Raw genomic sequence first — 14744 nt, 5'->3', positions numbered from 1 at the left:
TTGCTTGGGCGTTTTTATTACTATAACTCGTTATGAGTACCTATTTTAATTGTCTGCTCTGTTTCATACTTAGGGGCAGAGGTAATTGGCGATAGGGTAAATGAATAACTATAGTCTTTAGGTTTAAGCTGGTACTTCTTCCACGCTGTAGCGCCCCAGCTGTTGTCACCACCTATACCGGTTTGTTTAAAGTCAACGTTCACATTCACTAAGTCTTGTTTAACTATGTCTGTGTGATGACGTTGTGCTTTTGTAAAGCCCGGGTCAAAATCACTTAGTGGTTGATGATGAGCGCTAAAGTCAAAGTTCGGTAAACCTGAGATTTTAAGCCCTAATCCATCTTTATTGGTCAGTGTCGCCCAGCGTAAATCACTGCGGTTACCGTTTTCTTGCGGACGAATGTAGTCAAAGGCCATGTCTGCAACAATACCTTGGTAAATACCAACAAATGCAGATGTTTTACGGTCCCAGTAGTTTTCATGCGGACCACGACCATAGTAAGTCACTTGATCAAATTCAACAGGCATTTGGAAGTTAGTACCAATACGTGGAATTGCACTAAACTTGTTAACCTTGCCTTTTGTATTTTTGATTATTACCTTTTCACTAGCATCACCAGCAAAATCAAAGTTTACATCAACTTTAACTTCACCCATGCCATTAACCGTGTAATTGTAGGTTGCTGTTGATTGAGCATCGGCTAGTTCAACCGTTTGCTGCAAGGTAACTGCATCATCAGTTTTAGCAATGATTTCTATGCCTTTACCTTGTTGGTTTTGTGTTGCATCTTTCCACGTTTTTGCGCGGTTTACATACGCTTTTGCACCACCACCAAAGTCGTTATCGACAGGCGCTCGCCAAAGGTTAAATTTAAGCGGTTCAATGAGTAACTCTGTGCCATTTAATTTATACGAATTCAAATAACCATCAGCGTCAAAGCTTAAGCTTGTATCACCAGTACTTACAACAGTACTATTATCATTATTACTGACACTTACACTACCATCTTGGCTGGCAAATGTAGCCGGTGCGGCTTGTTGTAATTCAATTTGATCACTAGCTAACAAGTGGCCTTTATCAATTAACGGGTGTTCACCTTTTGCCGTTGCATAAAAGTTAATAAAGTATTCTTTACCTGCTTTTAGCGATGGCAATTGTTCAGCCAAGCTAAATGTTGTGCTTGATTGTGGTTTTGCAACAGCATCAACTTGCCCAGTTTTAACTACAACACCATCTTCAATTAAACGCCAAGCAATATCATACGCTGAAGAGTCAGCAAAAAATTGCTCGTTGTAAAGCTCAAATTGATTATCGGCAGTTTTGCTAAAATGCAGTTCTTGGTAAATCTTTTTAACTTCAAATAAACCAGGATGTGGCGTTCTATCTGGATTAATTAAACCATTTAATACAAAGTTGCCATCGTTATATACCCCCTCTGGTTCAAAGTCTCCGCCATAAGCCCAAAACTCATTACCATTTTCATCTTTTTTGACTAAACCTTGATCCATCCAATCCCAAATGAAGCCACCTTGGATTTGACGTTCGCTTCGTACTAAGTCCCAATATTCTTTGAAGTTACCGCTAGAGTTACCCATAGCATGTGAATACTCAACCCAAAAGAACGGGCGCTCAGGGTATTTGCCGATGTAGCGTTTTTTAAGCTTATCAACCTGTGCGTACATCCAAGTTTCCGCATCTTGATGTGGAGCATATTTTTTCTTGGCGTCTACGTGATTGGCTCTTTCGTATATGGTTAAACGTGAGTCGTCACGTTGTTTAATCCAATCGTAAGCTTTTACATAGTTAATACCATCACCGGCTTCGTTGCCCATAGACCAGAAGGTGATTGAAGGATGGTTTTTATCACGCTCAACCATACGTTCAATACGATCTAAGTGCATGCCTTCAAATTCAGGTTTATTGGCAGGTGTATCTTTTGGTGCGTAATAAAAACCATGAGATTCGATATTAGCTTCATCAACAACATATAGACCGTATTTATCGGCTAAATGGTAAAAATATGGGTCATTAGGGTAGTGCGATGTGCGTACCGCATTGAAATTATTTTCTTTTAATAATTTTACATCGGCAAGCATAGATTCACGGCTTACAACATGACCGGTGCGCTCGTCATGCTCATGACGGTTTACCCCTTTAAGTAATATTGCTTTGCCGTTTACTAGAAATTGACCATCTTTAAGTTCAACTGTTTTAAAGCCAATTTGCTCACCAAGGTATTGCGTTGGTGTGCCATCACTATATTCAGTAGTAATGTTTAGTTGATACAGGTTTGCTGTTTCTGCAGACCAAGCGGCTACGTTTTCAACATTAATAACTTGGTTAATCGTTTGCTCGCTACCTGTGGCAACTTCAATTGAACTGGTTTGTGTTGCAACGACTTTGCCGTTGGCATCAGTCAGGTCAACATTAACCTTAACCGACTGCGCAGATTTATCTTTATTTGTAACATCAATGGCTAGATTTAAAACACCATCTTGGTAATTGTTTTCTAATGTCGTTTTAGCAAAAAAATCTCTTACATGCGTATTAGGTGCAGTATGCAAGTAAACATCACGTTCAATACCACTCACCCGCCAGAAATCTTGATCTTCTAGGTAAGCACCATCGGTATGACGGATAACTTTAGCGGCTAAAACATTATCACCAGATTTTAAGTACTTGGTTACATTAAACTCTGCTGCTGTTTTACTGCCTTCGCTATAACCTACGTCTACACCATTGATCCACAAGTAAAAACCTGAGTTTACCCCGCCAAAATGTAGAAACACTTGTTGGCCATCCCAATCGGTTGGCACAGTAAAGTTAGTTCTATATGCACCCGTTGGATTGTCATCTTCAGGCATAAAAGGTGGATTTAGTGGAAATGGGTATTTCTGATTAGTGTAAATTGGATAATCATAACCATGCATTTGCCAGTTACTCGGTACAGCAAGTTCGTCCCACTGGCTTACATCAAACTCAGGTTTGAAAAAGCCTTCAGGCACTGCACTAGGATTGGCTGACCAGTTAAACTTCCAGTCGCCGTTAAGTAATTTGTAATATGGTGAATTTGTATAGTCATCTGCGGCTACTTTACTTTGCTCATCATAAGCAATAAAGGTAGCTCTTGGCTCTTCGGTATTAACTTTAAATACACTTAAGTCTTGCCAATAAACTGCGGCATTATCTGTTACTTGTGTATCTGCTTTAACACTCTCTTTTGAGTCACAACCAGAAATGGCAAATAACCCGGTTAAAACAGCCAAGGCAATTTTATTATTATTCATAAGTTTTGTTTTCATCCAATTTTTGCTGCGCTAAACGCATTAATTGTGGTAAATCGAAAGGTGTTTTTTCTGCAACGGTATTACCCGCAGTATCAAAATTTGTTACCGGCTTAGAAAATAAGTTTTTCTTAAACAGTACATCTTTTATATTTTTCAGTTTAATTTGAGTATCATCTTCAAAATGAAATTCATTATTCTCAAACAGGGTATTTATTGGCCATGGCCCACCCCAGTTATCCATTTCAACTAAGGTGTTATCAACGTTTTCAGGCTTTTTCGGGATAATGATCAAATTGTCGTAAATTTGTGTATCTTCAATAGGGCCGGTTAAATGAAACGTTGGTGAAAAGACCCCTGCATGGGTAGGATATGGCCTAATACCATCGTTAACGCTTACGTTGCCACGCACGATAGTACGCACTGTTCCTATATTGATATCTTGTTTGTATTTTTTGCCGTTATTACAAATTAATAAGAAACCACCATAATTATCATGGCTGTAGTTGTGTTGAATTATTGTGCCAATAGAATTCCAGTCAGCATCAAATCCTTGTCCGTCCCATTTTGCTTTATGGCCACTGACTTCGTTATATTGAATCACAGTGTTATCGGCGCTCCACGGCCAGATTCCGGCAGCAGCATCGCCTTCAGGTAAGGTATCAGGAAAATCACGTAATATATTGCCTTCAATAAGCGCGCCATCGGTGCCAATCACTACGATTCCGTCACCAGGTACCTTCTCGATAACGTTACCACGAATAACCACACCTAGGCTTGGATACCAGTTTTTACGATTACTATAACCTCCAAAACCAATGCCATTGCGGCTACTGTTGTGAATATAGTTATTGGTAATTTGTAAATCGATAAAACGCGAAGGTACTTTATCGCCAGTATTGCGCACTAAAATCGCCGCTCCACCGCCTTCTTTTTTCTTTAAGCTACCGTTTACATGACCAATGATAAGTTTATTTAGAACGATGTGATGCATTTCGCCAATGTTATTTGCTTCAATTGTTACACCGGTACGTCTAGCCTGAGCTTTTTTTCCATGGTTGGTAATAAATAAATTATTTACTTCCCAGTATTCTACATTCCTTAGCAATAAGGCATGAGGTCGCCAGCCCTGGCCGTGAATCTTTGGTTTTGGGCCTTTACCATATGAATCAATAACAATAGATTGGCCTTTTTTACCACTGCCTTTGGGCATAAGAGAGCCGGTAAATACACTACCAGCTTTAAATAAAATTTTATCGCCTGGCTGAAACGTCTGTTGGTTTACATGGTAAATACTTTTCCATGCTTTATTTTTCGACTGACCAGTATTCGCGTCATTACCTTTCTCGGCGTTCACATAATAGGTAGCAGCTAAAGCACTTTGCCCGCCAAAAACAAGTAGATAGGCAAGTAATAAAATTCTCATTGTATAAATCCTTGCTTAGTTAAAAATTTGTCCATATCTAATACAGTCTCTTCATACTTTGCATCATTGAAAAATGCATGAGGCTGATCTTTGTAAATATGTAATTCTACTGTGTTGCCTAAACCCTTCATCAGCTTTTCAAACTCTAACGCTGATTTAACTTTGATCGCGGTATCTTTTTCACCAAACATGCCAACAGTTGGCGGCGTATCTTTAGTAACATTGTGTAGCGGTGAAAACTGCTGCCAATAGTCCTTTACTCGGTCATAACCAAAGCCTCCAGGACCATTATCAAATACAGGATTAAAAAGCACTAAAGCATCTGGTCGATAACTTATTGTTTTATCTTCACCCAATTCTTCAATTGTTGTTGCTGTGCCAGCTGCTGCAGCTACCTGTCCACCTGCAGAGCCACCACCTGCGGCTAACATATTCGGGTTAATACCTAACTCTTTGGCATGTGCTCTAACCCAGCGCATTGCTGATTTACCATCTTTAACACTTTCAGCCGGTGATGTGCCATGCTGTTTTTTAGTACGGTATTGAGCGCTAATAGCAACCATTCCCCTATCGGCTAGGTACTTACTTTGACGATAAAAATGGTGTGGCGAGCCACCATTCCAGCCTCCACCATGAAAGAAAACAATAGCAGGACGGTTATCACTGGCTTTGTGTCCTTCAGGATTGAACACGTGCAAAGTAAGAGAAATATCATTCGTTTTTTTGTATTCAATTAACTTACTAGGTACTACTTTCTTTACATCTATAGACTTACTTTCTGATATCGCTACTAATTTATTTTCCAGAGGAATTTCATTGCTCGAACAGGCTATTAAATTGCTGCCGAGAATAAATAAAGTTATGAGCTGAAGGTAATATTTCATAGTTTTCTTTGTTATCTTTTACCGTTAAATGATAAGTCTATATTGGCATTACGGGTTTAAGTGTATGCCCTTGTTTATCTATTGGATATTGAGCGTTTTCTTGTTCTAACTTTACTAACATCAGTTGCATCATCTCTGCCAACTTTGTTGGCTCTGACTGTGCAAGGTCAACAGACTCAGTTCTATCCGTGTTCAAGTTAAACAATTGGTATCTTTTTATTTTTGCTTTGTTTTCAGGGTTGTAATGATAAATTACCTTCCAATCACCAACACGTAAACTGGTAAAATATGAATGACGATGCTTATGGGGAAAGTGCATCAAAAAGCTATTATCACGAACATCGTCATATTCATTTACTAATTGCTTTTTCAGATCGAAACCATCAATCACATGTGTCTTTGGGTTATCAACATTGGTGACTGACAAAAGCGTTGGATACACGTCTAAAATAGTCGCGATTTGATTATTAATTGCGCCTTTTGCGATAGGATATTGCTGTTGAAGAGGATTACTATCATTAACTTTTGCCCAACTTACCATAAGTGGTGCGCGCATCCCCCCTTCCCAGCTTGTGCCTTTTTTACCCCTAAAAGGTGCTGAACTGGCGATAACATCATTACCGCCTAATGGCGCATCACCACCATTATCACCTAAAAATACAATCAGTGTGTCTTCTGCGACGCCTAGTTCATTAAGCTTACTAACTACATCACCTAACGACTTATCCATGCCTTCAACTAACGTTGCATAGGCTTTGGCGTTTGGTTTTTTATCACTGGTTTCATAGTTTTTGGCAAACCTTGGATCACTATTAAACGGCGCATGCACAGCATAATGCGACAAATAAAGTAAGAATGGTTGCTGCTCGTTATTGGCAATTTCAATATGTTTATTTGCTTCAAGCGTTAGCGCCTCTGTTAAAAACACATCATCTTCATAATATTCTTCTAAGTGAGGAATGTTATGAGTTAGCGTTTTGTTTTTATTCAGGTATTTTTTATGATTACCGTAATGTTCTCGACCAAAATAACTTTTTGGACGCCCCCAAGCAGCACCAGCCACATTAACATCAAAACCTAATTTTAAAGGTTCGGCGCCTTCACTCTCAAGAGGGCCAAAATGGCCTTTTCCAACATGAATAGTTTTGTATCCGGCTTTACTTAACAATTGTGGGAAGGACGTTGAATTGCTGTTTAGACCTTGCCAGTTCCACAGCTTAGGGCCAAACTCTCCGCGATTATTCTGTGTCGGCATAATCCAGGTTGTGGTGTGATGTCTAGTTGCATTTTGCCCGGTCAGCAAAGATGCTCTTGTTGGTGAACAAACACTTTGTGCATAAAACTGGCTGAAACGTACCCCCTGCTCAGCTAACACTTCCATGTTGGGTGTTTGATACCAGTCATTTAACGGCTGTTTTATAGGGTTGCTATTATCAATAACAAATGGCACCGATGTATCCATAAGTCCCATATCATCAACAACAAATACGACAATATTAGGTTGCTGCTGATTAGTTTCAGAACTTAGTTGTACACAACTTGCCGTTGCCATTAACAGCACAATTATAAGAGATATAGACAGGTGTTTCATTTTAAGTATCTGGTTAGCCGTTATTTTTTCGTTGGTGTTAACTAGCTATTTACTGCAATGTTCACTGGTAAATAGCTAGATACTGCTTAAGTTAAACTAGATTTACTTTTTCTTTTTTTGTTTATTATGATCAGCAGCAAATTCATCTAAAGAAATTGACTTATCTTTATTTGTATCTAATTTTGCTAATTTTTTACTCGTTCGTTTAACTTGCTCCGCTTCATCAAAGCCAGCTTTCGTCATCCATTCTTTGGTCGTTCCACGCATCTCTTCTACATTTAATGAACCATTGTTATCAAGGTCTAATTGCTTAAAACGCGTCTTTTGCCAATCAGTTATATTGCTGTTATCTTGCCCAGCTTGACACGTTGTTGATGCTAGAATTGCAACTGTTGCTATCGTTATTATTGTTTTCATTCTTTTATCCTCCTAGTTGTATTTATAGTATTTATAACATAAATACAAAATATTACTACCATTAAAACTCAATATGATGAGTACCTGAGTTAATTTGTTGATATTGTTCACCGTTAAAACCTAGACTGTGCCGGTCTAGCTTAATGATTACGCCATTTGGTACATCAATAAGTAAAGCTTGTTGCTTAGGGGTGGTATATTGCCATTGAATTTTTAATAGACCATAAGGGGTTGCAACAGTCCCCTCCATATTAGAAATACTGTGCTTACGCTTTGCTAAAGTAATGGTTCTCATGCCTGGTTCAATAGGCTTTATGCCAAGCAAGTATTCCGCAAATAGCGCGGGAGCAAAGGCGCTTTCAGTTTGTGCATCTGAGCGAGTACGGCCATTATTTATAAATGTACCTGAACGTCCTGTGCCATCCAGCCACCACTCTTCCCATAATGTACCGTTATATTGCGGTGCTAGCATTTTATCAAAACGCTTACGCATTAACGCAAACGACTCATCGATATAGCCATAATTAGCAATACCTTTATGTAAAAAGTAACTCATTGCAGGCGTAACCATAGTCATGCCATTGGCACGAGTAATATAATTATCAGGCGTATCATCAAGTAAGGTTTTTATCACCATGTCAGCTTGTTGTTTAGTTGCAATATTAAGTGCCAAAGCCATCGCGTTGGCATGTTCGCTATATTGATTAGACTGTTCACCATCAATTAAGGCATCAACAAATAAACCCTTATCTTCATTCCAAAACTTTGTATTTATTGCAGTGCGAACTCTCTTTGCTTGTTCTCCATATTGCCTCACATCACTGATACCTAACCAAGCGTTCAGCTCAACAAAATCCTCTAAAGCACCTAAATAATGACCATTGAGATTTAAGTTAGCACCGCGTCGATCATTTTTAGCATGATCAAGCCAATAGGCATAAGGAGGATTGTCAATTAGACCATCTGAATTGGTAAAAGAGTTTAACAATGCCATCATTTTTGTAGCTGCCGGCATCAATTGCAGTACAGTATTTTTATCACCTGAATATAGGAAATAGTTTTTTAAGCTGCGGATCCACAAACTATTAGAATCCAAAATCACCATATAATCATCTGTTTGTAACGGGCCATAAGCAGGCATTAAGCCGTTTGCCATTTGTTCCTGTGCTGTTTGGATTAAATATCGACGTTGTAACGTGTGGTTGGCAAACGTGTAATAATTGCCAAGGGCTGCATAAAAACCCGTTTGCGCATATTGACGACGCTCACGATAATTATCGGTATAAGCATCTGTGGTTGCGACTTTGATTGTCTTTTTACTGGCATTAACATAGTCAGTTATCCAAGTAGCTGAAGCTGACTTGATACTGCTTTGTTCATGCAGTTCAAAACTTAATTGGTGCAATCCAAAATGACTAATTTCCATTGTATTACTTGGTTTTACCACAATCCCCAAATAACGTGTCGGCTTAAAATATTGCGCCTGCCAATAATCTGTTTTTCCTGACAGCACAACACGGTCAATTAAATTTGCATCAACCATATGATAGGTAAATTTGCTGTTTATCATATATGGTATGGCAATCACCTCTACCTTATCGCCAGCGCTGCCTTTAATAGTAAATTCAGGCAAACCATTTTTAACTTCACCTAAATCGAATACCAATAACAATGGTTTATCTGACGACTCTAAGTTAATGGGATACGTTGAAAATTGTAGCGCTTTATTGTCTCGTTCGAGTGAGACTTTTGGAATGCTTTTTATTTTTTTAGGAAAAGATATTTTACTCGTAAAATAATCATCAATGTATTGTGCCGACACTAGTTTTTTGGCTGTCAGGCTTTGTTCTTTTAAATACTGTATATCGCGTTTGACCAATGAAACCCACGGCGGTGTTATTGCATGTGCACTGTCATTCTTTTGGGCCGTAGGCCAGCCATTATTACGCATCAGCTCAGTGGCATTTTGCCAATCACTGTCGTTAAATTCTAAGCTTTGCCAGTCATGCAGTGCGAGTCTCAGGTCAACACTGTCGTTTACTTCTTGATGAAAACGACTCATCTTGGGGCTATTGTCACGCCAACTAGGATCTTTACTTACTTTCCAGCTTGCGTCGGTTTTAACGAGTATCTTGTCATTTAGTAAAAGCTCTGCCAGCAAGCCGGCACGCCCGGGGGAGGCATAACTGTTAAGCATGTCTTGCGCATGCACTTGAATAGCCAACGTATTTTTTCCTAGCTGTAACAAAGAGCTAATATTTAACTGATCAAATGATTGATGATGAGGTGCGCTTCGAGCAGGGCCTCTATTAACATACTCTCCATTTACATAAAGTTTATAAACGCTACTGGCTGTAATTTTCAATACTGCATTCACCGCGTCACCAGTTAATGTGAATGACTTTCGAAACAACATTAAGTTGTTGTTACTGCCTTTTTCATGCCATATCCAAGCCGCTTGCCAATCTTTATTGGTTTCAACATGGTTCGCTTGCCACTCGCCAATAACACCATTATTTAATGCAGATTCTTGTACTGAAACTGCGTTGCAAAGTTGTGAAATTAGAAAAAGCGGCAGTAATAGAGTTAGCTTTGAAACAGTCATTATTGTTATAAACCCACAAGATAATCGTATAAATCATATTTATTCTTGCATAAAAGTAATGGCTTGTATACATTGTATACAGGCCATTAACAATTGATTTGTGGCATCTAAAGAGCACGTTAGTTAAAGGTTGAGGCATTAATTAAAAGTTGGGCATGAGCCGAACGCCAATCAGAGAAACGATAAGGCAAATGGAAATTGAAGGCATGCTCGATTATAGCCCAAGGTTTGGCGCGGTAGTGCACAGGCCAGATAGCCAAGAGTTAACACAAAGGTACGGTGTGCGTGAAGCTCTAGAAAGTTATGCCGCAGATGAGGCTGCTCAATCTATTACCCCAAAAGTCTTGATGCATTAAAAGCAAGAGATGGCGAAGCTGCCCGACTAGCAACAGCTGAAGCAATGCAAGTGGCCAAGGCCAATGCATTGCAAGCTTTATCATTAGGACCAAAACAATAAGAAGTTTCAACAGACAACAACGAATTTTTGAGGATAACCATGTACAGACATTTAGTGTTATGGAAATTAAAAGAGCAAGCCGACGGACAAAGCAAAGATCAGCTAGCAATAACTGTTAAAGCCAAACTTGACAGCTTACCTGCGCTAATAAAAGAAGTTCGCCAATATGATGTTGGTATCAATATTGGTAGCTATGGCGCTCAGTTTTTTGATGTGGGCCTATTCTCAACTTTTGATAATGAAGAAGATTTTAAGGCCTATTGTGTTTATCCAGAACACGATGCGGTTGTTGCTTACATTCAGTCAGTTACTGAAGACGAGCAAATAGTAGATTTTTAAATAAGAAAAAATATTCAATTAATAATAAATACAACAGGATAAACCAATGATTGAAATTATGTTTCCACTATTACTGGTATTACTGGCCAGCGTTTTCCAAGGCACATTTGGCCTTGGCATGAAATACACTAAACCGCTCGCATGGGAAGCTTGGTGGTTAGTACACGTAACTATCGCGATGATTATTTTCCCTGGGATTTGGGCATTTATTGTAGTTCCAGATTTATTTACGGTCATAGCTGCATCACCAGCTTCAGCTATTCAAGAAGGTGCTCTATACGGTTTCCTTTGGGGTATAGGCGGCATAATGTTTGGTGTTTGTGTGCCTTATATCGGTGTTGCATTAACTATGGGTATTGTTATGGGACTTGCTGCCTTGATGGGGTCGTTAATACCACTAATGCAACTAAATAACATGAGTGCAAACTCAGCTATTCCTTTTATTTTAACAGGTATGGTGATCATGCTTATTGCTGTTGCCATAGTTGCAAAGGCAGGGATCAACCGCGATAAAGTTTTAGCTGAGTCAGGTGTTGAAATTGCCGGTATCCAAACCGGTGCAGCCTTTAAAAAAGGACTAATGATAGCAATTGCCTGTGGTATTTTGTCATCACTGTTAAATGTTGGCTTTTCAGCAACAGAAGCGATTGGCGCAGCAGCGGAAGAAGCTGGTGCGGTAACTAGAAATACCGCCCTTGCACGCTGGGTTGTTGTATTAATTGGTGCTTATGCAATGAACGCAGGATTCGCCATATTTTTATTATTTAAAAATAAATCCTGGAGTTCGTTTGGTGTTGCCGAATCAGGTAAAGCATATAAATGGGCGGTGATTGCCGGCTTATTGTGGTTCGCCGCTTTAGGCGTTTACGGACAAGGTGCAGCGCTTATGGGAGATATTGGTCCGGTAATTGGTTGGCCTATGTTGCTTGGTTTAGCACTTATTATCTCAACCGTTATAGGTATATACACTGGCGAGTGGAAAGGTGCACCAGGCCCATTTAAGACTATGGCGACCGGTATTGTTATTTTAATCAGCGCCATTTGCTTATTAGGTTATTCAAATTCAATTGAACAACCACAAACTAGCGTGAACAATGTTGAATATAATATTTTTGAAGACACTACCGTAACCATTAAAAGTTAGGTAGCGCTTAAATGAAAATAGTATGTATTCGCAGTCATCACCTTAGGTGTCATTTAGAGAAGCCTTTTGGCTTCTCCCAATGGTCTTATGATCAACGCAACGTGTTAGTTATTGAGATTATCACTGATACTGGCATATCAGGCTGGGGGGAATGTTATGGCCCAGCTGATGTTACACAGTCTGCAGTAAATAACTTTTATGCACCTCGCATTATTGGCATGGATGCTTATGCTACGGATGCTATATGGCAACACATGTGGCGTTCAAGCTTAGATTTTGCCAGAGCAGGAATAATGATGGGCGCCATGTCAGGTATTGATATGGCGTTATGGGATCTTAAAGGCAAGGCACTCGGATTAAGCGTTAGTGAGTTAATGGGCGGACGACAACGCGATTTCATCCCTTGTTATGCTACCGGTATGTATTATCAGGACTTAACAGAAGATGCATTACTGCCCTTATTAGTTGAAGAAGCTAAAGGCTATGCTGATGAAGGCTTTAAAGCGATGAAAATTAAGGTCGGAAAAAATCCTGATTTTGATCAACAGCTTATTACTGCCATGCGCGAAGCTCTTCCAAACACAACGTTAATGGCTGACTCTAATCATGCCTATGATTTACCTGAAGCAATTCGCATTGGTCGTTTATTAGATAAACATGACTATGACTGGTTTGAAGAGCCCTTATCGCCTGAGCATTTGCCTCTATTTCAACAACTCCATAATAAACTCGACCTTGCGATCGCGACCGGGGAGTGTGAACAAACACGATTTGGTTTTCAAAAGCTAATAGCATCAGGAGGAGTGACTCTTTTACAACCAGATCTTGCCTATTGTGGTGGTCCAAGTGAAGCATTAAAAATACGTACATTAGCTTCTGCTAATGGCATTAACTGTGTACCTCACGTTTGGGGAACTCAGCTCAACCTGGCAGCAGCGACGCACTTTTTAGCAAGTGCATACCACGAACCTGGCAGAGCAGAAGAAAAGCAATTAATGCTTGAATACGATCGTACCGAAAATCCATTGCGTGATGAATTGTACAGTGTTGCTGTTCACATTGAAGGTGGCCAAGCCAGTGTTCCTACCGCTCCGGGTTTAGGGGTAAACATTGATTTAAATGCAATAAAACAATTTGATATTAATAATACGGAAACACGATGAGTAACAAACAATACAAAATGCTGATCAATGGTGAATTGGTCACTGCAAAAGATAGCCTAAATGTGATTAACCCTGCAACTGAAGAGGTAATTGCAACTGCTCCTCAAGTGGAACCAGAACAAATTCAGACAGCACTAGACAGCGCCGACAGCGCGTTTAGCACGTGGTCAAAAATGACATTGGCAGAGCGCAGTGAAATAATTTTAAACTATGCAAATATTTTAGAAAAACATCGAGATGAAATCGTTGATTTATTGGTTGAAGAGACCGGTAAACCTGCCGATAATGCAGAATATGACTTTGACATGCTCACTACTTGCTTACGCTTTTTTCTTGAAGAAGCAAAGCGTATCGACCAACCGATAATTGCCGATCCTAACGGCCGTTTTCTAAATTATATGATGCGCCAGCCACTAGGCGTTGTTGTCGGATATTTAGCCTGGAATTTTCCATTACTAAATCTAGGTTACAAGCTAGGGCCTGTTTTGGCATCTGGTTGTACCGCAATAATCAAACCATCGCAGTTAACGCCACTGGCAACGCTTCGTTGTGCAGAGCTTTCTATTGAGGCTGGCATACCTGCCGGAGTTATTAACGTGATTTCAGGTGATAGATACGATATTACCGACCCATTATTAACTTCAGATAAAACCACCATGTTTACCATGATTGGGTCAACTAAAGCTGGTGTTGGCGCAATGCACACTGCCAGTACAAACATTAAACATTTCTCTGTTGAACTTGGTGGTAACTCGCCTGTTGTGGTTTATGACGATGCAGATGTCGACAAAGCCGTAGCAAATATTGTTGGCCTTAAGTTTGCTAATTCAGGGCAAGTTTGTGTATCACCAAATCGTTGTTTTGTGCATGAATCAGTGTATGACGAGTTTATTGATAAAGCGAAAATACAAGCACAAGATTTAGTCTTTGGTACAGGTAGAAGCGATGGAAACTTGATGGGTCCTATGCTAACCGCACAAGCTCGTGAGCGAGTACTAACAAACGTCAAAGATGCTATTGATAAAGGTGCCCGACTGATTTTAGGAGGAAAAATCCCACAATCAATGGCCAAAGGCTACTATCTTGAGCCAACTATTTTGGCCGATGTTGACCCTTGTATGCCATTAGCATGTGATGAGATTTTTGGCCCAGTATTACCCGTGATTAAATACTCAGACAGTGATGATGTAATTGCGATGGCAAATGATACCGAATATGGCTTAGCGGCCTATGTATTTACCAGCAATTTACAGCGTGGCTTACAAGCGGCAAGTCAAATACAAGCAGGCAGCGTTTGTGTAAATGAAGTGCACTATGACGTATCACTACCACATGGTGGTTTAAAGCAAAGTGGTGTAGGCAAAGATTGCTCACATTATAGCTTAGAAGAGTACATGACCTTAAAACGTGTATCCGTATTAGTTAACGATTAAA

11 protein-coding genes are annotated in these 14744 nt (G+C 39.7%); 5 read left to right on the top strand and 6 right to left on the bottom strand.

What is annotated here, in order from left to right:
- Positions 1 to 20: 20 nt before the first annotated feature.
- The 6 genes from RI845_RS03095 to RI845_RS03070 form a co-directional block, all read right to left on the bottom strand.
- Positions 21 to 3287, bottom strand: a complete 3267-nt coding sequence (locus tag RI845_RS03095; protein WP_348388295.1) for a glycoside hydrolase family 2 TIM barrel-domain containing protein — start codon at positions 3285 to 3287, stop codon at positions 21 to 23.
- Entirely contained in the window at positions 3280 to 4710 is a 1431-nt protein-coding gene (locus RI845_RS03090; protein WP_348388294.1) for a right-handed parallel beta-helix repeat-containing protein, read from the bottom strand. The genes RI845_RS03095 and RI845_RS03090 overlap by 8 nt, the downstream gene beginning before the upstream one ends.
- Positions 4707 to 5594: an alpha/beta hydrolase gene (locus RI845_RS03085; protein WP_348388293.1), complete on the bottom strand. Its 888-nt coding sequence runs from the start codon at positions 5592 to 5594 to the stop codon at positions 4707 to 4709. Before RI845_RS03085 ends, RI845_RS03090 begins: the two co-directional genes overlap by 4 nt.
- Positions 5595 to 5631: 37 nt before the next feature.
- Positions 5632 to 7185 (bottom strand): sulfatase, encoded by a 1554-nt coding sequence (locus RI845_RS03080; protein ID WP_348388292.1) that lies wholly within the window; start codon positions 7183 to 7185, stop codon positions 5632 to 5634.
- A gap of 102 nt (positions 7186 to 7287) precedes the next feature.
- Positions 7288 to 7602 (bottom strand): EF-hand domain-containing protein, encoded by a 315-nt coding sequence (locus RI845_RS03075; RefSeq protein ID WP_348388291.1) that lies wholly within the window; start codon positions 7600 to 7602, stop codon positions 7288 to 7290.
- Between the two features lie 61 nt (positions 7603 to 7663).
- Positions 7664 to 10207 (bottom strand): alpha-L-rhamnosidase-related protein, encoded by a 2544-nt coding sequence (locus RI845_RS03070; protein ID WP_348388290.1) that lies wholly within the window; start codon positions 10205 to 10207, stop codon positions 7664 to 7666.
- A 155-nt stretch (positions 10208 to 10362) separates the two neighbouring features.
- Between RI845_RS03070 and RI845_RS03065 the strand changes: the two genes are divergently transcribed.
- The 5 genes from RI845_RS03065 to RI845_RS03045 all read left to right on the top strand — a co-directional run bounded on the left by RI845_RS03065 (position 10363) and on the right by RI845_RS03045 (position 14743).
- Positions 10363 to 10563 (top strand): GntR family transcriptional regulator, encoded by a 201-nt coding sequence (locus RI845_RS03065; protein ID WP_348388289.1) that lies wholly within the window; start codon positions 10363 to 10365, stop codon positions 10561 to 10563.
- Between the two features lie 140 nt (positions 10564 to 10703).
- A complete protein-coding gene (locus RI845_RS03060; RefSeq protein WP_348388288.1) occupies positions 10704 to 11003 on the top strand; it encodes a Dabb family protein in 300 nt (99 codons plus the stop codon).
- A 46-nt stretch (positions 11004 to 11049) separates the two neighbouring features.
- The gene (locus RI845_RS03055; protein ID WP_348388287.1) at positions 11050 to 12147 is read left to right on the top strand and encodes an L-rhamnose/proton symporter RhaT; all 1098 of its coding nucleotides are present in this window, start codon (positions 11050 to 11052) and stop codon (positions 12145 to 12147) included.
- Between the two features lie 11 nt (positions 12148 to 12158).
- Positions 12159 to 13310, top strand: a complete 1152-nt coding sequence (locus RI845_RS03050) for a mandelate racemase/muconate lactonizing enzyme family protein (protein ID WP_348388286.1) — start codon at positions 12159 to 12161, stop codon at positions 13308 to 13310.
- Positions 13307 to 14743, top strand: coding sequence for an aldehyde dehydrogenase family protein (locus RI845_RS03045; protein ID WP_348388285.1), 1437 nt, complete (start codon positions 13307 to 13309; stop codon positions 14741 to 14743). The genes RI845_RS03050 and RI845_RS03045 overlap by 4 nt, the downstream gene beginning before the upstream one ends.
- Position 14744 lies beyond the last annotated feature (1 nt).

Origin of the sequence: Thalassotalea nanhaiensis, from assembly GCF_031583575.1 — a bacterium.
In the GTDB taxonomy this organism is placed as follows: domain Bacteria; phylum Pseudomonadota; class Gammaproteobacteria; order Enterobacterales; family Alteromonadaceae; genus Thalassotalea_A; species Thalassotalea_A nanhaiensis.
This window is presented reverse-complemented; position numbering and strand designations above follow the sequence as displayed.